We start from the raw sequence: 25,190 nt of genomic DNA, 5'->3' as shown, positions 1-25,190 counted from the left end.
GACAGGACGGTGAGGGTTGCATTTTCAGGCGTTCAGGTGCTCAGTTTCGAGCGCTTGGGCAATTGCGCCTTCAGGAAGGCCATCTGGTCGGCCAGGATGTTGCGGTTGGACAGGATCAGGTGCTCGATCCAGCTGGGCCGGTAGGGCACTGCCAGCAGGGGCATGCCGGCCTGCTGCGGGGTGCGGTCGCTCTTGCGCGAATTGCAGTGGAAGCAGGCGGTGACCACGTTTTCCCAGCAGTCCAGGCCGCCCTTGGACAGAGGCATGACGTGGTCGCGGGTGAGCGTGGGGCGGCTGAACTGCTGGCCGCAGTACATGCACAGATGGGCATCGCGGGCGAAAAGGGCCTGGTTGGTCAGGTTCGGCGTCGGGTCGATCGCACGGGAGCGGGCGTGGCCGCGGGCGGCGATGATCGGGTGCAGGTCCATGCCGCTCTGCAGGCCGCTGAAGCGGTTGGTGCCGCCGTGGATGTGCAGGCAGGGGTCGCCGAGCGTCCAGGCCACCGCCTCGCGGGCGTAGAGGCAGGCCGCATCCTGCCAAGTGATCCAGTCCAGTACGCGTCCGTGGGCATCAAGCGAGAGCAGCCGGACCGAACCGGGGCGATGCAGCGTCGTGGCGTTGGGCGATGCTTCGGCGCCCGGAGCAGAAAACGGAGCTCCGGCTTCGATCAGACCCAAGCGTGTAGTGTCTGTCTCCATCGGGAGAACAGCTTATACCTGAATCATTGCGATTTGGGTATCGCCCGGAGGGCGAAACCCAAATCGCAATGATTCAGGTCCGCGCATTCCTCCTATCCCCCGCACCTGTCGGTGCGCGCCCTTTAGCAACCCGGCCCGCCGTCGGCGCGCTGGGTTGCCCGCGCATTCTTCCTAATCCCCGCGCCTGTCGGCGCGCCCCCTTTAACAAAAGGGGGCTCTTCTCCAGAAGGATTTCAGGGGTTCTCATCCACGCGTGGCGTGGATCTACAGCAGCGGAAATCTGTCGAAGGCGGGGTGGGTCCGGTGGCGTGCGCCGTCCCCCGCAATTGGACCCACCTCGCCATCCCGCAGGAAGCCGGCTGTTGCGGTTGCCGGCCAGCGGCCGGCACTACCGCGGGTGCCGGGCGAAGCCCGGCTCAGGCGCCGAAGCGCTCGTCGTCCATGGCCATCAGCGGCGCGGCGCCGGCCTGGATCGCGGCGGCGTGGCTGAGGGTGCGCGGCAGCACGCGGGCGAAGTAGAACCGTGCGGTCTCGCGCTTGCCCTGGGCGAAGGCGGCGCCGTGCGCGCTGGCATCGGCGGCGGCCACGCTGCGGGCCCACCAGTAGGCCAGCACCACGTAACCCGAATAGAACAGGTAGTCGTAGCTGGCCGCGCCCAGTTCGTCGGGATTGGCGGCCGCGCGCTGCAGCACGTCCATCGTCAGCTTGCCCCATTCGGCGGCCTTGGCGCGCAGCGGGCCGATGAACTCGGCCAGCGCTTCGTTGCCCTCGTGTTCCTTGGCGAAGGCTTCGATCTCGGCCAGCATCAGCTTCAGGCCGGCGCCCTGGCTGGATGCGGTCTTGCGGCCGATCAGGTCCAGCGCCTGGATGCCGGTGGTGCCTTCATACAGCGTGGTGATGCGTGCATCTCGGGCCAGCTGCTCCATGCCGTGCTCGCGGATGTAGCCGTGGCCACCGAAGCACTGCAGGGCGTTGTAGGTGTTCTCGATGCCCCATTCGGTCTGGCAGGCCTTGGAGATCGGGGTCAGGAAACTCACCAGGGTGTCGGCGCGCTCGCGCTCGGCGGCATCCTCGGCGTGGTGGGCGATGTCGATCAGGGTGGCGGCGTGCAGCGCCAGCAGGCGGCTGCCTTCGACCAGCGACTTCACGGTCAGCAGCATGCGACGCACGTCCGGGTGGACCAGGATCGGGTCGGCCGGCTTGTCCGGGAACCTGGCGCCGCTCAGGGCGCGCGACTGCAGGCGCTCACGGCTGTACTTCAGTGCGTTCTGGTAGGCGCGCTCGGACAGGCCGATGCCCTGCAGGCCGACACCCAGGCGCGCGGTGTTCATCATGGTGAACATGGCCTGCAGGCCCTTGTGCGGCTGGCCGACCAGGTAACCCTGCGCACCATCGAAGTTCATCACGCAGGTGACCGACCCCTTGATGCCCATCTTGTGTTCGATCGAGCCACAGCGCAGTGCATTGCGCTCGCCGACGTTGCCATCGCGGTCGACCTTGAACTTCGGGGTGACGAACAGCGAGATGCCCTTGGCGCCCGGAGGGGCGTCGGGCAGCTTGGCCAGCACCAGGTGCACGATGTTCCCGGTCAGGTCGTGCTCCCCGGCGGTGATGAAGATCTTGGTGCCGGTGATCGAGTAGCTGCCGTCGGCGTTCGGCTCGGCCTTGGTCTTGAGCAGGCCCAGGTCGGTGCCGCAGTGCGGCTCGGTCAGGCACATCGTGCCGGTCCAGCGGCCTTCGATCAGCGGCTTGAGGAAGGCGTCGTGCTGCCACGCCTCGCCGTGCTGCTTCAGCGCTTCAATGGCGCCGTGCGAGAGCAGCGGGAAGTTGCCCCACGCCAGGTTGGCGGCGTTGATCATTTCGTTGAGCGGCACCCCCAGGGTGTGCGGCAGGCCCTGGCCGCCCAGCTCCGGTGAGGCGGTCAGGCCGGTCCAGCCGCCATCGACGAACTGGTCGTAGGCCTGCTTGAAGCCGGGCGGGGTGGTCACTTCACCGGTGGCCTGGTCGAGTACGCAGCCGATCTCGTCGCCGACGCTGTTGAGCGGGGCCAGCACGGTGGCGCTGAAGCGGCCGGCTTCCTCCAGAACGGCATCGACCACGTCGGCGGTGGCGTCGGTGAAGCCCAGGCGGGCGAACAGGGGTTCGACCTTGAGCACGTCGTGCAGGGCGAAACGGAGGTCGGAAAGCGGGGCGGTGTAGCTGCTCATCGGTACGTCTCGATTTGATCAGGGCAGAGGGGAGCGGCGCCGGGCGCCGCGACGAAAGGCGGGTTCAGCGCAGCACGCCGGGCAGGCCGGGGGCCTGGTTGAGGGTGCTGCGGCTGCTGATGTCGAAGCTGCGCTGCTTCTTTTCCTGCGGCGTGGCCGCCACCGTTCCCTTCAGGGCGTAGGCCAGGGTGCGGTTGCTGGCCAGCGCGTCGGCCACCACCAGGCGCGCGGTCGAGCTGGGCACGAGGTCGACATTGATGACGTCGGCGGAGGTGCCGCCGATGGAAATGCCGGGCTTGACCTGCAGGGTGCCGGCATCGCTGTCGCCGACGGTCAGCGCCAGTGAGACATCATCGAAGGTCATCGGCATCGAGCTGAAGTTCTGCAGGCGCAGGGCCACGGTCCAGTTGCCGTCGGCACGCACGGTCAGCTGCTGCAGGCTGGCCGCCGGTTCCGAAACACGCTTGACGATGCCGTTGCTGCAGGCAACAAGGGCGAGGGTGCACAGGACGATCAAGGCGGTACGGAAGCGGTGGAGCATGGGCGCAAGTCCTCTGGAGGGGGTGCGTTGGGGTAAGCATACTACGGCGTATGGTTTTATGGATCGCCCGGAGCGACCCGTCCGCAGAGGGTAGCGCGTGAAGATGGCGGTCGGGCATGCACAACGCCGGATGGCGCGCGCACGATGCGCCGGATGCGAAGCGGTTCAGTCGGCCGCGGGATCGCGCAGCGGGGCCATCAGGCGCAGTGGCCCGAGGTCGTACCCCATCGACTCGGCCTTGGCTTTCAACTGTTCGAACCGATCGCGCTCCATCTCCGGCAGGCGCGAGAGGATCCACAGATACTTGCGGCCGGGTTCGCCGACGAGGGCCCATTGATAGTCCGGGTCCAGCGCCAGCACCCAGTAGTCGGCCCAGACCAGGGGCGCCCAGCTCAGCCAGTCGGGGACGAAGCGCACCTGCAGTTGCCCGGGATGGCCGGCCACCGGGCGTGCCACGCCTTCGGCGACTACGCGCTCGCCGTCACCCTTGCGGCAGGCATTGGTGACGCTGATGCGGCCGTCGCGGCGCAGGCCATAGTTGGCGGTGATGTCGCCCACGCACTGCTTCTGGAACGAGACTGGAAGATGCGCGATCTCGTGCCATTGGCCCGCGTAGCGATCAATGTCCAGGTGCTCGACCGCGCGCACCGGTTCAGTGGCGATCACCGGGAAGGCGGCCAGCAGCAGGCAGGCGAGCAGGGCGGGGCGCAGATGCATTGGCAGGCTCCAGGCAGGAGTCTGGAGCGTAGGTGCCGCGGCCCGTGCCGGTGTAAATGTTTCGTCAACCGGGCCACGGTGGTCGCCGCTTGCGCGAAGCGCGAATAAAAAAAGACCTGCATTTCTGCAGGTCTCTGAAGATGGTGGCCGAAGACGGAATCGAACCGCCGACACGGGGATTTTCAATCCCCTGCTCTACCAACTGAGCTACTCGGCCAAATTGTGTGGCTACCGCGGTGAGTGCGGTTTCCGGAAAAAAAAGACCCGCATTTCTGCAGGCCTTCGAAAGTGGTGGCCGAAGACGGAATCGAACCGCCGACACGGGGATTTTCAATCCCCTGCTCTACCAACTGAGCTACTCGGCCACATGTTTCGTTGCAGCGAGGTCGCTGCCAAGGACGCGTATATTACGGAGGTCGGCTGCCTTCGGCAAGCGTTTTGCCAAGATTTCTTCACATTGCCCTCTGCGCGCTCGCAAGTGCTTGATCCTCCGTTGTGGGGCGGGGCGTGCCCCATCGATTGTCGTCTGCGGTGGAAATCAGCAGGTCGCCGCGTTCGCCAAAGCTGCAAGGGCAAGGGGTGCGCCGGACCCGCGCGGGTCCGGGCAATGGAACGCTGTTTTCGTGGCCGCCATCGAGGATCGCCGCAGCGTAGTGTCGGCAGTCCTTTCCCGATGCTGGCAACAGCAGAGACCTGGCCATGTCCGATTGCTCCACCGCGTCCCGCATCGTGCTTGCCTCGCGTCCGCAGGGGGCGCCAAGTGCAGCCAATTTCCGCCTGGAACAGGTTGCGCTGCCGGCACTGGCCGAGGGCGAAGTGCTGCTGCGCAACCGCTACCTTTCGTTGGACCCGTACATGCGAGGACGCATGGACGAGGGCCCGTCGTATGCCGCGCCGGTGGCGGTAGGGGCGGTGATGGAAGGCCAGACCGTGGCCGAGGTGTTGCAATCCAAGGCCGAGGGCGTAACCGCAGGCGAGCTGGTGCTGGCGCCGGGTGGCTGGCAGACCCACGCGGTGCTGCCGGCCAAGGCGCTGGGGCGTCGTCTGGATCCAGCCGGGCTGCCGCTCAGTACGGCGCTGGGGGTATATGGCATGCCCGGCTTCACCGCCTATTCCAGCCTGCATGAAATCGCCCGTCTGAAGCCGGGCGAGACGTTGGTGGTAGCCGCCGCGACCGGGCCGGTGGGCGCGACCGTGGCGCAGCTGGCCAAGCTGCAGGGCGCGCGCGTGGTCGCCATCGCCGGTGGCGAGGCCAAGCGTGCCTATCTGCAGACGCTGGGCGTGGACGTGGCGCTGGATCATCGCGTGGCTGATTTTGCGGACCAGCTGCGCGCGGCAGTGCCTGCGGGCATCGACGTGTACTTCGAGAATGTCGGCGGCCATGTGCTGGATGCGGTGCTGCCGCTGCTCAACGACTTCGCCCGCATTCCGGTCTGCGGCACCATCGCTACCTACAACGAGCGGGGCGTCGAGCAGCCTGGCCCGGATCGGCTGCCGTCACTGTTCAACCAGATCCTGCGCCAGCGCCTGACCGTGCGTGGTTTCATCGTGCACGACTTCAACCACCTGTGGCCGGACTTCGAACGCGAGATGCCGCAGTGGCTGCGCGAGGGCCGCATCCAGTACCGCGAGGATGTGGTGGAAGGTCTGGAGAAGGCGCCGGAGGCGTTCTTCGGGCTGTTGCAGGGGCGCAACTTCGGCAAGCTGGTGGTGAAGCTGGATTGAGTGCTTGGTGGGTGTGCCGACCAAGGTCGGCATCTACGGGAAGCTGGGCGTGCCGACCAAGGTCGGCACCTACGGGAAGCTGGGCGTGCCGACCAAGGTCGGCACCTACCGGAAGCTGGGTGTGCCGACCAAGGTCGGCGGCTATCGGGTGGCGTCAGCCGTTGGCGACCTTTTCCCGGCGCAGCAGTTCGCGCTTGCGCGCAACGCCCCAGGCATAGCCGGACAGGTCACCGTCGCGGCGCACCACGCGGTGGCAGGGCACGGCTACCGCCAATGGATTGCTCGCGCAGGCACGTGCCACCGCACGACTCGAGCGTGGTGCACCGATATGCGCGGCAATATCCGCATACGACGCGGTCTGGCCGCGCGGAATCTGCTGCAGTGCCTGCCATACCCGCTGCTGGAAGGCGGTGCCGCGGATATCCAGCGGCAGTGTGGCGCCTCGCGAGGGATCCTCGACCAGGCCCACCACCTGTGCCACCAGTTGCTCATAGCCGTGGTCGGCACCGACCAGTTCGGCCTGGCGGAAGCGTTGCTGCAGTGACTGCAGCAGCGCCTCCGGATCGTCGCCGAGCAGGATCGCGACCACGCCGGTCCCGCTGCTGGCCACCAGCACGCTGCCCAGTGAGCTTTCGGCAAGCGCGAAGTGGATGACTTCGCCGCGACCACCTGCGCGCCATTGCTTGGGAGTCATGCCCAGCAACTTTGGTGCGTTCTCGTAGAAGCGCCCGCTGGAGCCGAAGCCGGCATCGTGGAAGGCATCGGTGATGCGCTCCTGCTGTTCGAGCCCGGTGCGCAGGCGGTCGGCGCGCAGCGCGGCAGCGTACTGCTTGGGGGTCAGCCCGGTGGCCTGTTTGAACAGGCGATGCAGGCGCGTCGGGCTGCAGCCGGCAATGTCGGCCAGCTCCTGCAGCGAGGGCTCGTCGAGGCTGGCCTGCAGATGGCGGCAGACCCGTTCGACGCGGGCGTCGAGGGCGGTGGTGGCGGTGCTGTCCATGGGCGGATTCTGGCACGTGCTGGTTCTGCGGAAACTCCGTTTCCTGCACCTGGCCGCGAGGCCCGGAAACGGAGTGTTGGTGGGCCGGAGGCGCGGCATCGTGGCGGCCACTCCACAACCGGTACCACCCTCATGCGCCTGAACAACAAGATCGCCCTCATCACCGGTGCCAGCGCTGGCATTGGTCGTGCCAGCGCGCTGCGCTTTGCTGCCGAAGGGGCAAAACTGGTGCTCAATGCGCGGCGGCCGCAACCGCTGCACGCACTGGCCGAGCAGATCCGTGGCGCCGGCGGCGAGGTGGTGGTGCATGCCGCCGACGTGGCCGAGCCGGGCACGGCGCAGGCGTTGGTCGATCTGGCCCAACAGTCATTCGGAGGCCTGGACATCGCGCTCAACAATGCCGGCATGCTCGGCCCGGGCGTACCGGCGGCGGAGTTCCCGGCGGATGCATGGCGCGAGGTGATGGCCACCAATCTCGATGCCGCCTTCCATGCCGCACGCGCGCAGTTGCCGGCATTGCTGGCACGCGGGGGTGGCTCGCTGGTGTTTGTCGGTACCTTTGTCGGCCATACCGTGGGCTTCCCGGGCATGGCCGCCTACGCGTCGAGCAAGGCCGGACTGATCGGCCTGAGCCAGGTGATCGCCGCCGAGTACGGCGCGCGTGGCGTACGCAGCAACGTGCTGCTGCCTGGCGGTACCGATACCGAGATGGGCCGGCAGGCCGCACCCACCGGCGATGCCCGCGACTTCGTGCGCTCGCTGCACGCACTCAAGCGCATGGCCGAGCCGGAGGAGATCGCCAACGCGGCGCTGTTCCTGGCCAGCGATGAAAGCAGTTTCGTTACCGGTACCGCGATGCGTGTTGAAGGTGGAGTGTCGATCACCCGTACCTGAGCGGCGTCATGAGCGCGGCGTGTAGTGGATACCGCTGCTGGCCATGAAGCCTTTCGGGTCGAACCGGGCCCATGCCTCGCCCCACTCGAACCGGGCGCGGCCACCTGCCAGTTTGCGCCCCAGAGCCGTGGCCAAGGTGCGGCGCATGAAAGCGACTTCGGCATCGATCGCGACCTGGGTCGGCCAGCCGTCTTCCAGTGTCGCACCCGGCAGATCGACGCCGATCGTCACCATGTCGAGCTGTTGCCCGTGGAAGCACAGGCTGATGCCGGCGGGCGCACCGCCCAGACTGACCCGGTGCAGGCTGAGCCAGTGATAGCCGGTGCCGGCATCGCGCTCGCCATGCATCAGCGTGGCGAAGGCGATGCGCGCCTCCTCCAGTGACAGGGTGGGGCAGATCAACGTCGTCAGGTGGCCGAGCTGGATGCTGCCGTCCGCTGGATCGAGGCGCATTGGCAGCGTACGCGCGGCGTGCTGGGCGGGAGGTGACATCGCGGACTGGCTGGGCATGTTGGTCCGGATTCTGCAGAGCCGTGGGCTGCGGCGGCAAGCGGAACTGCACACGCTGTTCGCGCGGGCCTGACCTGCGGATCACTGCGCAGCCTCTAGCGTGAAGTCCTGATCGGCCTTCGCCGGCACAGGAGACTTCGATGAGCGAGCGCGACAAAGACCCTGGCGATCCGAAACAGGGCGTACAGGAAAGCCGTCAGGACAGGGCGCAGGAGGACGTGGCAAAGCAGCGGCCGGGGCAGCGCGATCAGCAGGTGCGTGATACGCATTCGCGTGGTCCACGCCGCAAGGACGGGGATCAGGAACCTGCCTGACTCGTGATCGATGCAAGAAAAAACCCGCAGATCGCGACGATCGGCGGGTCTTCTTAATGAGTGGTGGAGCCAAGGAGGATCGAACTCCTGACCTCGTCATTGCGAACGACGCGCTCTCCCAGCTGAGCTATGGCCCCACGGCAGGGCTTCAGTGTAGCCAACTGGCTGCGCCTTGCCAAGCCGACCCCTGATGTGCCGGACGGCGTGGCATGAAGGCGTGCACTGTGCCGAAACCGTCCGGTTTGTCTGGCCCGGATGCCGCGCAACGAAATCGTAACAATTTGGGGGATAATGGCGGCTTGCGCAGTTCTCCTCCTTTTTGCCGCCCGGCTCGCGCAGGCCGCACGGACGCCTCCTCAGAGCATTCCATGCCCTCCCATTCCGATTCCCGCCGCCTGTCGGGTATGTCGTCTTCCTTCGTTTCCTTCCGCCGCCATCCGCTGGCCCTGGCCTGTGCCGGCCTGGCCCTGGTCGGCAGCTTTGGTGCCGCCGCGCAGGACAGCGCGCCGACCCCGACGGGCCTGGACACGATCACCGTGACCGCCGAGCACCGCGAGCAGAACCTGCAGGAAGTGCCGGTCTCGGTGGGCGTGGTGCAGGGCGAGCGCATGCGCGACTTCACCGCCGGCGGCGACGACACCCTGCTGGCGCTGTCCGGCCGCGTGCCGAGCCTGTATGCGGAAACCACCACCGGCCGCATCTTCCCGCGCTTCTATATCCGCGGCCTGGGCAACATCGACTTCTACCTGGGTGCCTCGCAGCCGGTGTCGATCATCCAGGACGATGTGGTGCTGGAGCACGTGGTGCTGAAGTCCAACCCGGTCTATGACGTGGACCAGGTGGAAGTGCTGCGCGGCCCGCAGGGCTCGCTGTTCGGCCGCAACACCACCGCCGGCATCATCAAGTTCGACACGCTGAAGCCGACCCAGGACTACACCGGCCGCGTCAGCGCCAGCTATGCGACCTACAACAGCGTGTCGATCGACGGCGGCTTTGGCGGCCCGATCAACGACATCGCCTCGTTCCGCGTGTCGGCGCTGTACCAGCACCGCGACGACTACGTCGACAACACCTACAAGGGCCCGAGTGCTGACGGCACGGTCAGCCCGAAGAAGAACGCCATGGGCGGCTTCGATGACCGCAACGTGCGCGCGCAGCTGCTGCTGACCCCGAGCGACCAGTTCTCGATCCTGGCCTCGGCCCACGCCCGTGATTACGAAGGCACCTCGACCCTGTTCCTGCGTGGTGCGCTGACCAAGGGCTCGAACAAGACCGACGTGCCGCGCGACCAGGTCGCCTACGACGAAGCCGACAACAACCCGCAGGCCTACAAGACCTACGGCGGCTCGGTGAAGGCACGCTACGACTTCGGCGCGATCGACTTCACCTCGATCACCGCCTATGAGACCACCTCCGGCTACAGCCGTGGTGACACCGACGGCGGCGCTGCGGTGAACTTCCCGGTCAACGGCGTGCCGAACGGCTACGGCCAGTCGATGGGCCGCATCCGTGATCTGGACCAGTGGACCCAGGAATTCCGCCTGGCCAGCCATGACGACAGCGCCCTGCAGTGGCAGGCCGGTGCGTTCTACTTCAACGGCAGCGACACCACCGACTTCTACCAGCGTGCGTGGTTCCTGCAGGGTGCGGCCCGCAACCCGAACAACTGGGTGCGACTGCGCAATAAGAACACCTCGTGGGCCGGTTTCGGCCAGCTGAGCTACGCCTTCACCGACAAGTTCACCGTCACGGCCGGCCTGCGCCAGACCAAGGACGAGAAGCACACCCGCCTGCTGAAGACCGCTGACACCGCCGCCGGCGTGGTGACCTACAAGGGCCGCACCGACGTCAAGATGTCCGACACCACCCCGAGCTGGGATCTGAGCGCGATGTACCAGATCACGCCGGACGTGAGCGTCTATGCGAAGGTCGCACGCGGCTTCCGCGGCCCGACCATCCAGGGCCGTTCGGCGGTGTTCAATGCCGACTTCACCACCGCCGATTCCGAGACCATCCTGTCCTGGGAAGCCGGCGTGAAGAGCAGCCTGTGGGACAATCGCCTGCGCCTGAACGCCACCGCGTTCACCTACACCGTCAATGACATCCAGCTCAACGGCAACGATTCGGACGGCAACGGCGTGCTGTTCAATGCCGACAAGGCCAAGGCCTACGGTTTCGAAGCGGACATGGAGCTGCGCCCGATCCCGAACCTGACCCTGAGCGCCGGCGTCAGCCTGCTGCACAGCGAGATCAAGGACAAGCGCGTCTACGCGCAGGTCTGCGGCCTCAACGGCAAGGTGGTGTGCACGGTGAATGACCCGACCATCAAGGTCGGTGCCAACACCTTCGCGCAGATCGACGGCAACCCGCTGCCGAACGCGCCGAAGTACAACGTCAACCTGGCCGCCCGCTACGACTTCCCGGTCAGCGACGCGGGCACCATGTTCGTGTCCACCGACTGGAACAAGCAGGGCTACACCAGCTTCGTGCTGTACGACAGCAAGGAGTTCAACTCCAAGGGTGATTTCGAGGGCGGCCTGAAGATCGGCTACTCGGGCAACTACGGTGCCTATGAAGTGGCGCTGTTCGCGCGCAACATCACCAACGAGAAGAACCTCAAGGGTGTGATCGAGAACTACATGGCCGCGGTCTACAACGAACCGCGCACCGTCGGTGTCTCGTTGAACATGAACTGGTAAGGCGTTGCCGCGAGGGTGGGCGGTCCCACCCTCGCACTGCTGGAGTGCGCAGGGCGGCCCGGTGATCCGGGTCGCCCTTCTTGTTGCGTTCGACGGCGGCGGGAATGCAATCCGGCGCCGCGCCCGGTGCTTCAGCGTGCCGGCAGCAGCGCCTGCAGCCGCGCTTCCAGCTCTTGCTGGCGCCAGCCGGCCAGTGCGGCCGGCCACTGGCGGCGTTCCAGATAGCTTTCCAGGTGCTTGCGTGAGGCCAATACGCCATCCGGCAGGCCCAGTTCGCGGCTGCGCTCGGCAACCGCGTCCTGCAGCTTCTTCAGTGCCTGCTTGTTGCTGTCGTTGGCCGGCAGCGCCAGCGGTGCTTCGGCCTCATCGGCCAGCGGCGTATCCAGCGCCTGCCACACAGCGCCCGCGAGCTTGCGCGGTGCCTTCGGGAACTGTTCGAACAGCTTGCCCAGTGCGGCGGCATCGGCCGGTGGCGTGCGTGCCAGCGTGGCGGCCAGTTCGTTGTCCAGGATCCAGCTGCGCGGGCGGTCGCTGCTGCGTGCCTGCACATCGCGCCAGCGCAGCAGACGCAGCAGCCGATGCTGTGCGGCCGTGTCGAGGAACTGCGCCGAGCGCATCGCCAGGTGCGGCCAACGGTCTTCGTCGTTGGCGACGCTGGCCAGCAGGCGCTCGCCGTCGTCGTGCAGCCACTGCTGGCGGCCCAGCGCCTGCAACCTGGCATCGATGGCGTCATGCAGCGCGAACAGGTGCTCGACATCGTCGGCGGCGTACTGCAGCTGCGACTCGGACAACGGGCGGCGCATCCAGTCCGAACGGGTTTCGCCCTTGGCCAGCGCCACGCCGGTGATTTCCGCGACCAGCTTCTGGTAGCCCATACCGCCACCGATGCCGGCCAGCGAGGCGCCGATCTGGGTGTCGAACAGCGGACGTGGCAACACGCCGCAGGCCCACTTGAAGGCGACCAGGTCTTCGCTGGCGCTGTGCATCACCTTGACGATCGATTCATCGGCCAGCCACGGCGCCAGCGCCTCGGTCATGCCGGGAATCAGGGGGTCGATCAGCAGGATGTCCTGCCCGACCGCCATCTGCACCAGGGCCAACTGCGGCCAGAAGGTGCGTTCACGGATGAATTCGGTGTCCAGGCCGATGCGGGCCGGACGCTGCTGGAAGTACGGATCCAGCTCGGCGGGGGTGGTGATCCAGATTGCCACGGGTCAGGGCCTACTACTCGGGTTTGCTCAGGCAGGGGAGAATAGCCTAACGTCGGTCCGCATCCGTGCCGAAGGAGATCCTGCTTGCGTTTTCCGCTGTCGTCCGTGCTGTGCACCGCCCTGGCCCTGGCCGGCTGCACGCCGTCGCCCTCGGCGACACCGGAGCCGGGACCGGCTGCTGGCGAAGACGCACGGCCGCAGCAAGGCATGCAGGCGGACGCGACGCCGGAGGCGGCGCAGGGCAGTGTCACCATCGCCGGTGAGGATGCCGCCGAGGATGTGCAGCGGTGGACGCCACCGCGGGTCGATCGGCAGGGGCGCAGCCTGGCCCAGCTGCGTCGCGCGGCCGAGAAGGCGTTCGCCGAAGGGCGCCTGTACGAGGACGCCGACGCGGCGGTTCCGCTGTGGCTGGCGGTGCAGGAAGAAGACCCGGATGACCGCCAGGCCCGCAACGGCCTGCAGCGCGCCCGCCAGCGCCTTCAGCAGCAGGCCGATGCCCTGCTGGTCCGGCCGCTGCAGCAGCGCGAGGCGCTGGCCGAGGCCAGCCGCCAGGCACTGGTGCTGCTGACCCTGGCGCCGAAGGATGAGAAGGTTCGCGCGCTGCAGGGACGGGTGGAGCTCGCCCAGCGCGTGGTGGCCTACAACCGTGCCGGCGAGGAAGACCTGCGTTCGGGGCGGATCGGTGAGGACGGTGACGGAGCGATCGGCAACTTCCGTGAAGCGCTGGCCCTGGATGAACACAACAGCCGGGCACGGCAGGGCCTGGCGGCGGCCGAGAGTGGCCTGATCCGCCGTGCCGAGGACGCGGCGCGGGTGCGTGACTTTGCCAGCGCCGGCACCTGGCTGGCCGAAGCCAGCAAGGTCCGTGACTCATCACCGGCCATTGCCGATGCCTTCGAACGTATCGAACAGATCCGCGCGGCGGCACTGCTGCAGCTGCGCGATGATGGCCTTCGCGAACTGGCGACGCCACAGGGCCTGAAGCCGGCGCGCGAGAAGCTGGCCGAGGCCCTGCGCATCGCCTTGCCAGGGGATGCGGTGGTGGCCCAGTTGCGCGAACGCATCGACCTGGCCACCCATTACGGCAGCTTCCGTCCCGGGCAGGTGTTCAGCGACGCCATGCGCGATGGCGGGCGCGGCCCGCAGATGATCGTGGTGCCGCATGGTGGCTTCCAGATGGGCGCGGGTGATGCCGAGCCCGGTGCCAGCGATGCCGAGCGGCCCTCGCATTATGTGCGCTTCGACCGCGGGTTTGCGATGGCGATCACCGAGATCACGGTCAGTGATTTCGAGCGCTATGTGAAGTCGACCAATGCGCGGCCGCGTGCGACCCGGCGCGGCCACTCGGTGGTCTATGACGAGCGCAGCGGCAATTTCATCCGCCGCAGCGGTGTGGACTGGCGTTCCGATTACGATGGCGCGCGCGCACTGGGCAATTCGCCGGTGATGCATGTGAGCGTGCGTGATGCCGAAAACTACGCGGCGTGGCTGTCCGAGCAGACAGGACGCAGCTACCGGCTGCCGAGCGAGGCCGAATTCGAGTACGCGCTGCGTGCCGGCAGCAGTGGCCGTTATCCGTGGGGCGACGCCGGCACGCCGCCGCCCGGCGCTGGCAACTTCACCGGCAGCAAGGATGTCTCGCCCTCGGGGCGGCACTGGCACAACGCCTTCGTCGGCTATGGCGATGGCTGGTGGGGGCCCGCGCCGGTGGCCAGTTTCCAAGCCAATGCCTTCGGCCTGCACGACATGGCCGGCAATCTCAGCGAGTGGGTGGCCGACTGCTGGCATGCCAGCTACCGGCGTGCGCCGTCCGATGGTGTCGCCTGGTTCAACCCGGGCTGCCGGTCGCGGGTGATCCGGGGCGGCAACTGGGCCAATGCGCCCGAGCAGACCCGTGCGGCCTGGCGGCAATCGCAGGACTCGGACACCACCAACGCGCGCATCGGCTTCCGTCTGGTACGGGGCATCTGAGCATCGGGCTTCACCCGCTGCTGGCGTCCGCGCACTAAGATTGCGCCGTGCCCGCCGGCCGGCGGGGCCTGCTGGAAGACACCGATGCGCAACGATCCCTTTTCCCGCTCGCCGCAAGGCCCGCAGCGGCGCGGCCTGTTCGGCAACATCCGCTGGTGGGTGCTGCTGCTGGCAGCGGGCTATGCGGTGTTCTACTGGTTCTCCAATCGCACGGTCGATCCCTACACTGGCGAGAAGGTGATGATCGACAGCAGCCTGGATGCGCGCCAGGAGACCGCGCTCGGGCTGCAGGCCTACCAGCAGATCCTGTCGCAGGAACGGCCGATGGATCCGAATGCGCCGATCGCGCGTGATGTGCGCGACATCGCCCAGCGCCTGATCGCCAAGGTGGACGTGGTGGAGACCGCGCTGGCACAGGAGCACGGCGTGCAGCCGGCGCATTTCGCGCGGGATTTCCAGTGGGAAGTGAATGTGATCCCGTCCGAGCAGGCCAATGCGTTCTGCCTGCCGGGTGGCAAGATGGCGGTCTACACCGGCCTGGTGCCGGTGGCGCGTACGCGTGACGCGATGGCGGTGGTGATGGGCCATGAGATCGCCCATGCGCTTCTACGCCATGGTGCACAGCGGATGGCGCAGCAGAAACTGACCCAGATCGGGCAGATGGCTGGTGCCGCCAGCGGCATGGATGCGCAGCAGCAACAGATGATGATGTCGGCGATGGGCTACGGCTACCTGCTGCCCTATGCGCGCAGCCACGAGACGCAGGCCGATGAAGTGGGGCTGATGCTGGCCGCAGCGGCCTGCTTCGATCCCCGCGAGGCGGTGCCGCTGTGGCAGCGCATGGGCCAGGCCAGTGGCGGCCAGGCGCCGCCGGAGTTCGCCTCCACCCACCCGAACCCGGGTACCCGCATCCAGAACCTGCAGGCGCTGATGCCGAAGGCACTCGAGTACCGGCAGAAGTTCTGCGAGCAGGCAAAGTAGGGGGAGGGGCGGCAGGGCTTGCAGCCCTGCACCCGCGGTAGGTAGTGCCGGCCGCTGGCCGGCAGCAGCAACAGCAGAAGTGGGTTTCCTGAGGGATGGCGGGGTGGGTCCGGTTGCGGGAGACGCCGTAATCCCTTCCATGGGGGCTTGGCCGCGGCATCCATGCCGCGGACACCCCCGCAACCGGACCCACCCTGCCTTCGACAGTTTGCTGCGGTCTGTGGGAAATGCTCTTGGGGTCAGATCCGTTTTCCGTAGGAAAACGGATCTGACCCCGAATTGATTCGATATCTGGCAGAGATGCATTCACGCATGGCGTGGATCTACCGTGTCGACCAAGCTCGACACCTACCAACAGTCATCGGAATCTGTCAGAGGTGGGCGGTGTGGCTGTGCAGGACCGTTGGCGCCATCGAGCCCCCAGGGGTGAGGGCGCTTTGCTTGCGAAGCACTGCTTCGCAAGCGCCCGAACGCACAGCCGCCAGCGGCTGGGCCGGACCGCGCAGCGGGGTTTACGGCGTGTCCTGCACAGCCACACCGCCCCGCCAAACCATCAGCAATCCAGAGCCGCTTTTGCTGTTGCTGTTGAGGTTGCCGGCCAGCGGCCGGCACTACCGCAGGTGCAGGGCGCAGCCCTGCCGAACACCCCTTACTTGACCTGTACGTCGATCACGCCGTCGCCGACGCGGGCCTGCAGGGCGTCACCAGGCTGCACCTGGTCGATGTGCCGCACCAGCGTACCGTCATCGCTGCGGGTCAGGATGCTGTAGCCACGCGCCACGGTCGCCAGCGGGCTGACTGCTTCCAGTGAACGCGCCAGTCCGCGCAGTCGCAGTGCATCGCGCTCCAGCAGGCGCTGCATTGCGGCCTGCGGCCGCCCGCGCAGGGCAGCCAGACGGCGCTGCATCGCATCGAGCTGGCGCTGCGGATGGTGCCCGCGCAGCACTGCCGCCGCATGACGCAGGCGCGCGGCGCGGCGCTCCTGCTGCTGGTTGAACGCCGCATGCAGGCGCCGGCCCAGGTCCAGCTGGCGTCGGCGCAACAAGTCCAGCCGCGCCTGCGGGCTCTGGGCGTTCAGGCGCAGCAGGGCGCGGTCGGCGCGCTGCATCGCCTGCTGCATCGCATGCCGTTGCAGCTGCACCATGCGCGCGGCCGTGCGGCGCAGGCGCAGTGCCAGTTCGCGCTGGTCGGGTACCAGCAGTTCAGCTGCCACCGAAGGCGTCGGTGCACGCAGGTCGGCGGCGAAGTCGCTGAGGCTGAAGTCGGTTTCGTGGCCGACCGCCGAAACCACTGGGGTGTGGCTGGCGGCGATCGCACGGGCCAGGGCTTCGTCATTGAAGGCCCACAGGTCTTCCAGCGAACCGCCGCCGCGGGTCAGCAGGATCACGTCGTAGCGACCACTGGCATCGGCCGCCTGCAGCAGGCGGGTGATCTGCGCGGCGGCGCTGCTGCCCTGCACCAGGGTCGGCAGCAGGTCGACTTCCAGCAGCGGGAAACGGCGGCCGAGCACGCTCAGCACATCGCGCACGGCGGCGCCGGTCGGCGAGGTGATCACTGCCAGACGTTGTACATGCGCCGGCAGTGGCCGTTTGCGCGCCGGGTCGAACAGGCCCTCGGCCTCCAGCCGTGCCTTCAGTTCCTCGAAGGCGCGGCGCAGTGCGCCTTCGCCCGCCTCCTCCATGTGGTCCAGCACCATCTGGTACTCGCCACGGGCGTCGTACAGGGTCACCTTGCCGCGCACCAGCACGCGCATGCCTTCGCGCGGCACGAACTTCAGGTACTGCGCCTTCATCCGGAACATTGCGGCACGCAGCTGCGCACGCGCGTCCTTCAGGGTGAAATACAGGTGACCGGAGGCAGGACGCGCCACGCTGCCCAGTTCGGCCTCGACCCAGATCGCCGGGAAACTGCCTTCCAGCAGGTCGCGGGCCAGGGTGTTGAGCTGGCTGGGGGTGAAAATGTCGTTGTTGCGTGGCTGCATGGGAACGGCGTGCTGCGGGTGGAGCGGGGGCTCAGGATCGCACGTCAGCGCGCCGTGTGCTGGCCCAGCGCCCACTGCACGTGTTCACGCACCAGCGGCGAGGGATCATCGACGCGGGTCTGCAACGCGGCCAATGCTTCGGCCGAGGACGGTGCGTTGCCCAGTGCCACGGCGATGTTGCGCAGCCAGCGCTCGTGCCCGCTGCGGCGGATCGGGCTGCCCTCGGTGCGGCGCAGGAACTCGGCCTCGTCCCAGGCGAACAGCTGGTCCAGGCGCGCGGTATCGAGGTTGTTGCGCGCGCGGAAATCGGCTTCGTCTGTGCGCTTGGCGAACTTGTTCCAGGGGCAGACCAGCTGGCAGTCGTCGCAGCCGTAGATGCGGTTGCCGATCAACGGACGCATGTCTTCGGGAATGGCGCCGTCGTGCTCGATGGTCAGGTAGGAAATGCAGCGCCGCGCGTCCAGCCGCTGCGGGCCGGTGATGGCCTGGGTCGGGCAGACATCGATGCAACGCGTGCAGGTGCCGCAGTGCGCCGTGGCCGGCGTGTCGATCGGCAACGGGATGTCGATGTAGATCTCGCCGATGAAGAACCATGAACCGCCATGGCGGTCGATCAGGCAGGTGTGCTTGCCGATCCAGCCGAGGCCGGCGTTGCGCGCCAGTGCGCGTTCCAGCACGGGGGCGGAATCGACGAACACGCGGTAGCCCAGTGGCGCTACTTCATCGTTGATCTGCGTCGCCAGCTTCTGCAGGCGGTTGCGCATCAGCTTGTGATAGTCGCGGCCCAGCGCGTAGCGCGCCACGTAGGCGCGGCCCGGGTCGGCCAGGGTCGCCCAGGCTTCGGTGTCGTCCTTGTGGCTGTAGTCCATGCCCACTGAAATCACGCGCACGGTGCCGGGCAGCAGCTCGGCCGGTCGCGCGCGCAAGGTGCCGTGGCGCGCCATCCAGTCCATCGTGCCGTACAGGCCCTGGCCCAGCCAGTCGGCCAGGTGCGCTTCATCCTCGCCCAGTTCGATACCAGCGATGCCGCAGCGCTGGAAGCCATGCGCACGCGCCAGTTCGCGGATGCGCTGCACGGCCTGGACCGGATCGACAGGGGTGGGGGCGGGGGACATGTGCACCAGTATAAAATCCCTGCATGGCCAACCTTGCCGATCTGTTCGATTCCGCTGCCGCGCGTGCGCTTGATGCGCAGGCCTCGGCGTTGGCCGCCGACGGCGGCTGGGGCCTGATGGCGCAGGCCGGCCAGGCCGCCTGGCAGTGCCTGCTGCGGCATTGGCCGCAGGCGCGGCGGATCGGCGTGGTGGTCGGCGCTGGCAACAATGGGGGCGATGGCCATGTGCTGGCCCGTCACGCGCTGCAGGCCGGGCGCGAGGTGACGGTGATCGCCCTGCCGGGCAGGCCGCCCTCGACCGCGCTGGCACAGCGTGCAGCATCTGAATTCAGGTCCGGCGGCGGCACCATCACCGATTTCGACGGCATGCTGCCCGAGGCCGACGTCTGGGTCGATTCCCTGTTCGGGCTGGGCTTTGATCGCGCGCCGGAGGGTACGGCACAGGCGTTGATTACCGCGCTCAACGCGCAGACTGCGCCGGTGCTGGCGCTGGATGTTCCCAGTGGCGTCGATGCCGACCGTGGGGCGGTACCGGGCGTAGCAGTGCGCGCTGCACTGACCCTGCAGTTCATCGTGGCGCATCGCGGGCTGTATTCCGGCGATGCGCTGGATCATTGCGGGCACAAGGTCCTGGCGCCCCTGCTGTTGCCCGCGGCGGCCTGGCAAGGCGTGGTACCCGCTGCGGAGCACTGGACGCAGGTGAGGTTGCGGGCCCTGTTGCCACCGCGCCGCGCCAATACCCACAAGGGCGAATCCGGGCACGTGCTGTGCGTCGGCGGCAACCATGGCAGCGGCGGTGCCATCGCGATGGCGGCCGAAGCCGCCTTGCGCGCGGGTGCGGGGCTGTTGAGCCTGGGCACCCGCCGCGACCACGTCGGTCCACTGCTGGCCCGGTTGCCCGAGGCGATGACCCATGCACTGGAAGACGGCGATGTGCTGCCGGCGCTGCTGGACAAGGCGAAGGTGGTGGCGATCGGGCCCGGTCTGGGCCAGGACGAATGGGCACGCGCCTTGTTTGCGCGGGTGCTGGCCAGCGCCAAGCCATTGGTGGTCGATGCCGATGCCCTGAACCTGCTGGCGCAGGATCCGCGCGCGTTGCCCGATGCCATTCTCACACCGCACCCGGGCGAGGCCGCGCGCCTGCTCGGCTGCAGCACGGCTGAAATCCAGGCCGACCGCTACACCTGTGCGCACATGCTGGCCGAGCGCTTCCACGCCGTGGTGGTGCTGAAGGGCGCAGGCAGCATCGTGGCGGCGCCTGGGCAAACGCCCCGGTTGATCGCTGCCGGTAACCCAGGGATGGCCGTGGGAGGCATGGGCGACCTGCTCACCGGCATCATCGCCAGCCTGCGCGCGCAGGGCCTTGCGGCCTTCGATGCCGCGGCCGCGGGCGCGCTGCTGCATGCGCTGGCGGGCGATGCAGCTGCCGCCGATGGCGCGCGCGGCCTGCTTCCTACTGATCTGCTGGCGCCGCTGCGGCGACTGGCCAACCCGGACCTCTCCCCATGACCGAATTCTTCCTTGCCGACAGCGACGCCACCGAACTGCTCGGGCAGTGGCTGGCGGCCACCCGGCCGCCGCAGGCGCTGATCGAACTGCGCGGCGACCTGGGTGCCGGCAAGTCCACCACGGCCCGCGCGCTGCTGCGCGCGCTGGGCGTGCAGGGCGCGATTCGCAGCCCCACCTACACCCTGGTCGAGCGCTATCCGCTGGCCAGTGGCGGCGAGGCGTGGCACCTGGACCTGTATCGCATCGGCCAGGCCGGTGAGCTGGATTTCCTCGGCCTGGACGAGGGCAGCGCGGTGCTGTGGCTGGTCGAATGGCCGGAACGGGGCGCCGGCGCGCTGCCGCCGACCGACCTGGTGGTGGCGCTGGAGATCGAGGGGCAGGGACGGCGCGTCCGTCTCACTGGGGCCAGCGACGTAGGACATGAATGGCTGGAACGGCTGCCGCAAGGGGGCGACTTGCAGGCCATTTCTGTCGGCTGACGAGAACAAAGACCGGCAGGTTACGGATTATTAAGGAAAAAGGTGTTGCATTCCGTTCAGCGCGGTGATTGAATCCTGAGCCATGCGCCCGGGGAACCGTCTCATCGCCATCTGTGCCGCCGTCGGACTGGGTCTGGCGAGCGTCAGTACGTGGGCGGGTGAAGTCCGACAGGTCCTGCTGAACACCGGCGCTACCGGCACCCGTGCCGAGATCTCGCTGGTCGGCAGTGGCGGCTACAAGACCCTGTCGCTGGCCGGCCCGAACCGCCTGGTGGTCGATTTCCCCGACTCCAGCGCCATACGCAACCTGAAGATGCCGGCCGCGCAGGGCGTGGTCACGGCGGTGCGTACCGGACAGCCGGTCCCGGGCACGTTCCGCGTCGTTTTCGACCTCGCCGAATCGGTGGCGCCGTTCCGCCCGCAGATGCAGCGCGAGGGCAATGAATCCAAGCTGGTGATCGAATGGCCGGGCGATGGCCCGGCCGTGGCCAGCAGCCGCCCGGCGGCGACGCCAGCCGTGCAGCCGCAGGCGCCCGCGGCGGGAGCTGCACCTGTACCGACTCCGGCCGAGAGCGCGCAGTCGCGCACCGATGCCGCGCGTGCCACGGCCCTGCTGACCGCACAGGTACAGCAGCAGGCCAGCGCCACTGCCGCCGCACCGGCCACGCCGACCCCGGCACCGACCACCGCGCCGGCCCAGGTTGCTGCGGCCGGTGTCACCGCCAGCAGCACGCCGTCGTCCTCGCCGGCCGCGATCCTCGCCGGCCAGCGCACCGCAGCGGTGGTGACCACGCCGCCGGCCACCGTGCCTACACCGGCACCGACGCCGGTGGAACCGCCGCGTCCTGTCATGCCCAGCGATGCGTCGCGTATCCGCATGCAGGCGGGCATGCGCCACCTGGTGGTGGCGATCGATCCCGGACACGGCGGCCAGGACCCGGGTGCGATCGGCCCGACCGGCAAGCGCGAGAAGGATGTCACTCTGGCAGTGGCGCGCGAGCTGGCCCGCCAGGTCAACGCCACGCCAGGCCTGAAGGCCTACCTGACGCGCGACAGCGACGTGTTCATTCCGCTGCCGATGCGTGCGCAGAAGGCGCGTGCGAACAAGGCGGACATCTTCATCTCGATCCATGCCGACGCGGCCGAAAACCGCTCGGCCACGGGCTCATCGGTCTACGTGCTGTCGACCAAGGGCGCCTCTTCGCAGCGCGCCCGCTGGCTGGCGGACAAGGAAAACGCGGCCGACCTGGTCGGTGGCGTGCGCCTGCAGCAGACCGAAGGCACCCTGGCCAACGTGCTGCTGGACCTGGCGCAGAGCGGCTACATGAAGGCGTCCGAAGACGCGGCCGGCCACGTGCTGGGCGGCCTGAAGCGGATCGGCAACAACCACAAGCCGAACATCGAGCGCGCCAACTTCGCGGTGCTGCGCACCTCGGACATGCCGGCGATGCTGGTGGAAACCGCGTTCATCTCCAATCCGGATGAAGAGCGCCGCCTGATGGACCCGGCGTACCAGCGCAAGATCGCTGGCGCCGTGCTGGATGGCGTGCACACCTTCTTCAGCCGCCAGCCGCCGCCGGGGACGTTGTATGCGGCCCGCGCCCAGGCCGAGATCGACGCGGCCGGCACCATGGCCGGCGGCAGCAAGTAAGCCGCCGAAGGCGGGTTACTGCTTTCCGTAGAGTCGAGCCGCGCTCGACTGGGCCTTGTCGGTAGCCCGCAGTCGAGCATGGCTCGACTCTATCCTCGGCAGCTCCGCTATCATCGACCCATGAAGTCTGCTGCCCATCACCTCCCATGAGCGCGCCCGGTCCGCGCCCGATCCGGCCGTTGCCGGAGATCCTCATCAACCAGATCGCCGCTGGCGAAGTGGTCGAACGGCCCGCGTCGGTGGTCAAGGAACTGGTCGAGAACGCGATCGATGCCGGCGCCAGCCGTGTCGACATCGATCTGGAAGAGGGCGGTGTACGCCTGATCCGCATCCGCGACAATGGCAGCGGCATCGCACCGGAGCAGCTGCCGCTGGCCGTATCGCGCCACGCCACCAGCAAGATCGCCGACCTGGACGACCTGGAATCGGTGGCAACGCTGGGGTTCCGCGGTGAAGCGCTGCCTTCGATCGCCTCGGTCAGCCGCTTCACCCTGTCCTCGCGCCGCGCGCACGACGAGCACGGTTCGGCGCTGCAGATCGAAGGCGGCAAGATCGGCGAGGTGACCCCGCGCGCGCATGCGCCGGGTACCACGGTGGAAGTGCGCGAGCTGTTCTACAACGTGCCGGCGCGGCGCAAGTTCCTGCGCGCCGAGCGTACCGAACTGGGCCATATCGAAGAGTGGCTGCGTTCGCTGGCGCTGGCACGGCCGGATGTCGAGCTGCGCGTATCGCACAACGGCAAGGCCTCGCGCCGCTACAAGCCGGGCGATCTGTACTCCGATGCGCGCCTTGCCGAAACGCTGGGCGAGGATTTCGCCAACCAGGCCGTGCGCGTGGACCACAGCGGTGCCGGCCTGCGCCTGCATGGCTGGATCGCGCAGCCGCATTATTCGCGTGCCAGCGCGGACCAGCAGTACCTGTACGTCAATGGACGTTCGGTGCGTGACCGCAGCGTTGCACACGCAGTGAAGATGGCCTACGGCGATGTGCTGTACCACGGCCGCCAGCCGGCCTATGTGCTGTTCCTCGAACTGGACCCGACCCGCGTCGACGTCAACGTGCATCCGGCCAAGCACGAGGTGCGCTTCCGTGATTCGCGGCTGGTCCATGATTTCGTCTACCGCACGCTGAAGGATGCGCTGGCTGATACCCGTGCCGGCATGTCGGCGCAGGAGATCGGTGCTGGCCCGGTGCATCCGGCGGATGCCGTGGCTGCAGCCACGGCATCGAGCGCGGGCGCCTCCGGTTTCGGGCTGGTGCGCGGTCCGGCACCCGGTGCCGGCTCCGGCGGTGGTGGTGGATTCTCCGGGTGGCGACCGCAGCAGCCACTGGGCCTGCAGGTAGCCGATGCACCGGCAGCCTACGCTGCGCTGTATGCCGCGCCGGCCGGTGCCGAACGCGGGGTGGCACTGCCACCGATGCCGACCGAGAACGGGCTGCCGGTGACCAGCGCCGACGCGGGCGTGCCACCGCTGGGCTACGCGATCGCGCAGCTGCACGGCATCTACATCCTGGCCGAGAATGCCGAAGGCCTGATCGTGGTCGACATGCATGCGGCACACGAACGCATCGGCTACGAGCGCCTGAAGAACGCGCACGATGGCATCGGCCTGCAGTCGCAGCCGCTGCTGGTGCCGATCACGCTGGCGGTGGGCGAGCGCGAGGCCGATACCGCCGAAAGCGAAGCCGAAACCCTGGCGGCGCTCGGCTTCGAGGTGACCCGTGCTGGCCCCGGTTCGCTGCACGTGCGCAGCATTCCGGCACTGCTGGCGCATGCCGAACCGGAAGGGCTGCTGCGCGACGTGCTGACCGACCTGCGCGAGCATGGCCAGAGCCGCCGCGTGGCCAGTGCACGTGACGAACTGCTGTCGACCATGGCCTGCCATGGCGCGGTGCGTGCCAACCGGCGCCTGACCGTGCCGGAAATGAACGCGCTGCTGCGCGACATGGAAATCACCGAACGGTCCGGCCAGTGCAACCACGGCCGACCGACCTGGGCCCGTTTTTCGCTGGCGGAGATCGACCGCTGGTTCCTGCGCGGACGTTGAGGGGAGCATCGATGCGTTATCGGGGAATGGCGGGCCTGCTGGCCGCCGTGGTGTTGGCCGCCTGCAGCCCGGCAACACCGCCGGCACCGACGGTCGCTGAAGATCCGGCCTACGCGGCCGCGCAGCAGCAATGGCGTGTGGCGCGCTACCAGGACCTGACCCGGCCCGATGGCTGGACGGCCCTGGTCGGCCTGCACTGGCTGCAGAACAGATCCCATTTCGTTGGCAGCGGCGCCACCAACGGCATCCGCCTGACGGTTGGCCCGGACAAGCTGGGCCTGCTGCGTCGCGAAGGGACGCAGTGGTGGTTCACGCCTGAAGCCGGTGTCGATGTCAGTCATGATGGCCAGCCGGTGCGCGGCCGCATCCGCGTCGACACCGACAAGGACGCGCAGCCGACGCTGCTGGCCTTCGATGGCGGCAAGGGGCAGCTCAGCATCATCCGCCGGGGGCCGCGTGACGCGCTGCGGGTCAAGCATGCCGATGCGCCTGCGCGGCGTGATTTCGCTGGCCTGCAGTACTGGCCGGGCGGCGCGGACTGGCAGGTGCAGGCGCGCTTCATCGCGCACCCGCCGGGCAAGACCCTGCCGATCGTCGACATCACCGGCCTGACCACCGAGATGCCCAATGCCGGCGCGGTCGAGTTCGAGCGCGACGGCCGCAGCTGGCGGCTGGAAGCGATCGGTGCGCCCGGGCAGCCGCTGTTCCTGATCTTCGCCGACCGCACCAGCGGCCGCGGCAGCTATCCGGCCGGGCGCTACCTGGATACCGGTGCGCCCGCCGCAGACGGCACCGTGCGCATCGATTTCAACCATGCCTACAACCCGCCGTGCGCGTTCACCGCCTACGCCACCTGTCCGCTGGCGCCACCGGAAAACCGGCTGGACCTGCGCGTGGAAGCGGGCGAGAAGGCTTACCACCTGCCTGAAGGAGAAGGCTGACC

General features: G+C 68.0%; 20 protein-coding genes and 3 tRNA genes. 11 read left to right on the top strand and 12 right to left on the bottom strand.

Annotated features, from left to right (window positions below):
- Window positions 1–32 precede the first annotated feature (32 nt).
- The 6 genes from AC5JLE_RS16905 to AC5JLE_RS16880 form a co-directional block, all read right to left on the bottom strand.
- Window positions 33–698 (bottom strand): HNH endonuclease, encoded by a 666-nt coding sequence (locus AC5JLE_RS16905; RefSeq protein WP_032956174.1) that lies wholly within the window; start codon window positions 696–698, stop codon window positions 33–35.
- 416 nt (window positions 699–1,114) lie between these two features.
- A complete protein-coding gene (locus tag AC5JLE_RS16900) occupies window positions 1,115–2,905 on the bottom strand; it encodes an acyl-CoA dehydrogenase C-terminal domain-containing protein (protein WP_049405024.1) in 1,791 nt (596 codons plus the stop codon).
- A gap of 64 nt (window positions 2,906–2,969) precedes the next feature.
- Window positions 2,970–3,446, bottom strand: coding sequence for an LEA/WHy family protein (locus AC5JLE_RS16895; protein WP_014647826.1), 477 nt, complete (start codon window positions 3,444–3,446; stop codon window positions 2,970–2,972).
- 165 nt (window positions 3,447–3,611) lie between these two features.
- Complete coding sequence (locus AC5JLE_RS16890; protein WP_049405026.1) at window positions 3,612–4,163, bottom strand: lipocalin family protein; 552 nt, start codon at window positions 4,161–4,163, stop codon at window positions 3,612–3,614.
- A 141-nt stretch (window positions 4,164–4,304) separates the two neighbouring features.
- Window positions 4,305–4,380, bottom strand: a tRNA-Phe gene (locus tag AC5JLE_RS16885).
- A 72-nt stretch (window positions 4,381–4,452) separates the two neighbouring features.
- Window positions 4,453–4,528, bottom strand: a tRNA-Phe gene (locus AC5JLE_RS16880).
- Between the two features lie 334 nt (window positions 4,529–4,862).
- Between AC5JLE_RS16880 and curA the strand changes: the two genes are divergently transcribed.
- Complete coding sequence (gene curA / locus AC5JLE_RS16875; RefSeq protein WP_100450355.1) at window positions 4,863–5,888, top strand: NADPH-dependent curcumin/dihydrocurcumin reductase; 1,026 nt, start codon at window positions 4,863–4,865, stop codon at window positions 5,886–5,888.
- A 154-nt stretch (window positions 5,889–6,042) separates the two neighbouring features.
- Here curA and AC5JLE_RS16870 read toward each other — a convergent pair whose 3' ends face one another.
- Window positions 6,043–6,885, bottom strand: coding sequence for a bifunctional transcriptional activator/DNA repair enzyme AdaA (locus AC5JLE_RS16870; protein WP_049408320.1), 843 nt, complete (start codon window positions 6,883–6,885; stop codon window positions 6,043–6,045).
- Window positions 6,886–7,017: 132 nt separating this feature from the next.
- Between AC5JLE_RS16870 and AC5JLE_RS16865 the strand changes: the two genes are divergently transcribed.
- Window positions 7,018–7,779, top strand: a complete 762-nt coding sequence (locus AC5JLE_RS16865; protein ID WP_478443728.1) for an SDR family oxidoreductase — start codon at window positions 7,018–7,020, stop codon at window positions 7,777–7,779.
- A gap of 6 nt (window positions 7,780–7,785) precedes the next feature.
- On the opposite strand, the gene AC5JLE_RS16860 is transcribed toward AC5JLE_RS16865, so the two are convergent.
- Window positions 7,786–8,271, bottom strand: a complete 486-nt coding sequence (locus AC5JLE_RS16860) for a hypothetical protein (RefSeq protein ID WP_142235357.1) — start codon at window positions 8,269–8,271, stop codon at window positions 7,786–7,788.
- A gap of 158 nt (window positions 8,272–8,429) precedes the next feature.
- Here AC5JLE_RS16860 and AC5JLE_RS16855 point away from each other — a divergent pair, with 158 nt between their 5' ends.
- Window positions 8,430–8,603: a hypothetical protein gene (locus AC5JLE_RS16855; RefSeq protein ID WP_006457496.1), complete on the top strand. Its 174-nt coding sequence runs from the start codon at window positions 8,430–8,432 to the stop codon at window positions 8,601–8,603.
- A 61-nt stretch (window positions 8,604–8,664) separates the two neighbouring features.
- Here the strand turns inward: AC5JLE_RS16855 and AC5JLE_RS16850 are convergent.
- Window positions 8,665–8,740, bottom strand: a tRNA-Ala gene (locus AC5JLE_RS16850).
- 231 nt (window positions 8,741–8,971) lie between these two features.
- Here AC5JLE_RS16850 and AC5JLE_RS16845 point away from each other — a divergent pair.
- Entirely contained in the window at window positions 8,972–11,302 is a 2,331-nt protein-coding gene (locus AC5JLE_RS16845) for a TonB-dependent receptor (protein ID WP_046431763.1), read from the top strand.
- A 131-nt stretch (window positions 11,303–11,433) separates the two neighbouring features.
- On the opposite strand, the gene rnd is transcribed toward AC5JLE_RS16845, so the two are convergent.
- Window positions 11,434–12,513 carry a ribonuclease D gene (rnd, locus tag AC5JLE_RS16840; protein WP_014647819.1) on the bottom strand — a complete coding sequence of 360 codons (1,080 nt, stop codon included), beginning with the start codon at window positions 12,511–12,513 and terminating at the stop codon, window positions 11,434–11,436.
- A gap of 84 nt (window positions 12,514–12,597) precedes the next feature.
- On the opposite strand from rnd, the gene AC5JLE_RS16835 reads away from it, so the two are divergent.
- Both AC5JLE_RS16835 and AC5JLE_RS16830 read left to right on the top strand, forming a co-directional pair.
- Window positions 12,598–14,484 carry a formylglycine-generating enzyme family protein gene (locus AC5JLE_RS16835; RefSeq protein WP_014647818.1) on the top strand — a complete coding sequence of 629 codons (1,887 nt, stop codon included), beginning with the start codon at window positions 12,598–12,600 and terminating at the stop codon, window positions 14,482–14,484.
- Window positions 14,485–14,568: 84 nt separating this feature from the next.
- Window positions 14,569–15,465, top strand: a complete 897-nt coding sequence (locus AC5JLE_RS16830) for a M48 family metallopeptidase (protein ID WP_005417787.1) — start codon at window positions 14,569–14,571, stop codon at window positions 15,463–15,465.
- 649 nt (window positions 15,466–16,114) lie between these two features.
- Here the strand turns inward: AC5JLE_RS16830 and xseA are convergent.
- Window positions 16,115–17,446 carry an exodeoxyribonuclease VII large subunit gene (gene xseA / locus AC5JLE_RS16825; protein ID WP_100450351.1) on the bottom strand — a complete coding sequence of 444 codons (1,332 nt, stop codon included), beginning with the start codon at window positions 17,444–17,446 and terminating at the stop codon, window positions 16,115–16,117.
- 44 nt (window positions 17,447–17,490) lie between these two features.
- Window positions 17,491–18,561 (bottom strand): tRNA epoxyqueuosine(34) reductase QueG, encoded by a 1,071-nt coding sequence (gene queG / locus AC5JLE_RS16820; RefSeq protein ID WP_032956157.1) that lies wholly within the window; start codon window positions 18,559–18,561, stop codon window positions 17,491–17,493.
- A 23-nt stretch (window positions 18,562–18,584) separates the two neighbouring features.
- On the opposite strand from queG, the gene AC5JLE_RS16815 reads away from it, so the two are divergent.
- From AC5JLE_RS16815 to AC5JLE_RS16795, 5 genes are all read left to right on the top strand, one after another.
- Window positions 18,585–20,069, top strand: a complete 1,485-nt coding sequence (locus AC5JLE_RS16815) for an NAD(P)H-hydrate dehydratase (RefSeq protein WP_496065495.1) — start codon at window positions 18,585–18,587, stop codon at window positions 20,067–20,069.
- Complete coding sequence (gene tsaE / locus AC5JLE_RS16810) at window positions 20,066–20,548, top strand: tRNA (adenosine(37)-N6)-threonylcarbamoyltransferase complex ATPase subunit type 1 TsaE (RefSeq protein WP_049405932.1); 483 nt, start codon at window positions 20,066–20,068, stop codon at window positions 20,546–20,548. The genes AC5JLE_RS16815 and tsaE overlap by 4 nt, the downstream gene beginning before the upstream one ends.
- Before the next feature lie 82 nt (window positions 20,549–20,630).
- Window positions 20,631–22,199 carry an N-acetylmuramoyl-L-alanine amidase gene (locus AC5JLE_RS16805; RefSeq protein WP_032956153.1) on the top strand — a complete coding sequence of 523 codons (1,569 nt, stop codon included), beginning with the start codon at window positions 20,631–20,633 and terminating at the stop codon, window positions 22,197–22,199.
- A 146-nt stretch (window positions 22,200–22,345) separates the two neighbouring features.
- A complete protein-coding gene (gene mutL, locus AC5JLE_RS16800) occupies window positions 22,346–24,247 on the top strand; it encodes a DNA mismatch repair endonuclease MutL (RefSeq protein WP_197562065.1) in 1,902 nt (633 codons plus the stop codon).
- An 11-nt stretch (window positions 24,248–24,258) separates the two neighbouring features.
- Window positions 24,259–25,188 (top strand): DUF1684 domain-containing protein, encoded by a 930-nt coding sequence (locus tag AC5JLE_RS16795; protein ID WP_197562064.1) that lies wholly within the window; start codon window positions 24,259–24,261, stop codon window positions 25,186–25,188.
- The last annotated feature ends 2 nt before the right edge of the window (window positions 25,189–25,190 follow it).

The sequence above is a fragment of the Stenotrophomonas sp. genome (genome assembly GCF_059505245.1).
Note: the sequence above shows the minus strand (reverse complement) of the source record. Positions and strands in the feature narration are given on the sequence as shown.

Excerpts from the sequence above, each read along its gene's own strand:
- tsaE (WP_049405932.1), top strand. The coding sequence starts at position 20,066 with ATGACCGAATTCTTCCTTGCCGACAGCGACGCCACCGAACTGCTCGGG.
- AC5JLE_RS16795 (WP_197562064.1), top strand. The coding sequence starts at position 24,259 with ATGCGTTATCGGGGAATGGCGGGCCTGCTGGCCGCCGTGGTGTTGGCC.
- AC5JLE_RS16870 (WP_049408320.1), bottom strand. The coding sequence starts at position 6,885 with ATGGACAGCACCGCCACCACCGCCCTCGACGCCCGCGTCGAACGGGTC.
- AC5JLE_RS16905 (WP_032956174.1), bottom strand. The coding sequence starts at position 698 with ATGGAGACAGACACTACACGCTTGGGTCTGATCGAAGCCGGAGCTCCG.
- queG (WP_032956157.1), bottom strand. The coding sequence starts at position 18,561 with ATGTCCCCCGCCCCCACCCCTGTCGATCCGGTCCAGGCCGTGCAGCGC.
- AC5JLE_RS16860 (WP_142235357.1), bottom strand. The coding sequence starts at position 8,271 with ATGTCACCTCCCGCCCAGCACGCCGCGCGTACGCTGCCAATGCGCCTC.
- AC5JLE_RS16900 (WP_049405024.1), bottom strand. The coding sequence starts at position 2,905 with ATGAGCAGCTACACCGCCCCGCTTTCCGACCTCCGTTTCGCCCTGCAC.
- AC5JLE_RS16855 (WP_006457496.1), top strand. The coding sequence starts at position 8,430 with ATGAGCGAGCGCGACAAAGACCCTGGCGATCCGAAACAGGGCGTACAG.
- mutL (WP_197562065.1), top strand. The coding sequence starts at position 22,346 with ATGAGCGCGCCCGGTCCGCGCCCGATCCGGCCGTTGCCGGAGATCCTC.
- AC5JLE_RS16805 (WP_032956153.1), top strand. The coding sequence starts at position 20,631 with ATGCGCCCGGGGAACCGTCTCATCGCCATCTGTGCCGCCGTCGGACTG.
- AC5JLE_RS16830 (WP_005417787.1), top strand. The coding sequence starts at position 14,569 with ATGCGCAACGATCCCTTTTCCCGCTCGCCGCAAGGCCCGCAGCGGCGC.
- xseA (WP_100450351.1), bottom strand. The coding sequence starts at position 17,446 with ATGCAGCCACGCAACAACGACATTTTCACCCCCAGCCAGCTCAACACC.
- curA (WP_100450355.1), top strand. The coding sequence starts at position 4,863 with ATGTCCGATTGCTCCACCGCGTCCCGCATCGTGCTTGCCTCGCGTCCG.
- AC5JLE_RS16815 (WP_496065495.1), top strand. The coding sequence starts at position 18,585 with ATGGCCAACCTTGCCGATCTGTTCGATTCCGCTGCCGCGCGTGCGCTT.
- AC5JLE_RS16895 (WP_014647826.1), bottom strand. The coding sequence starts at position 3,446 with ATGCTCCACCGCTTCCGTACCGCCTTGATCGTCCTGTGCACCCTCGCC.
- AC5JLE_RS16890 (WP_049405026.1), bottom strand. The coding sequence starts at position 4,163 with ATGCATCTGCGCCCCGCCCTGCTCGCCTGCCTGCTGCTGGCCGCCTTC.
- AC5JLE_RS16865 (WP_478443728.1), top strand. The coding sequence starts at position 7,018 with ATGCGCCTGAACAACAAGATCGCCCTCATCACCGGTGCCAGCGCTGGC.
- AC5JLE_RS16845 (WP_046431763.1), top strand. The coding sequence starts at position 8,972 with ATGCCCTCCCATTCCGATTCCCGCCGCCTGTCGGGTATGTCGTCTTCC.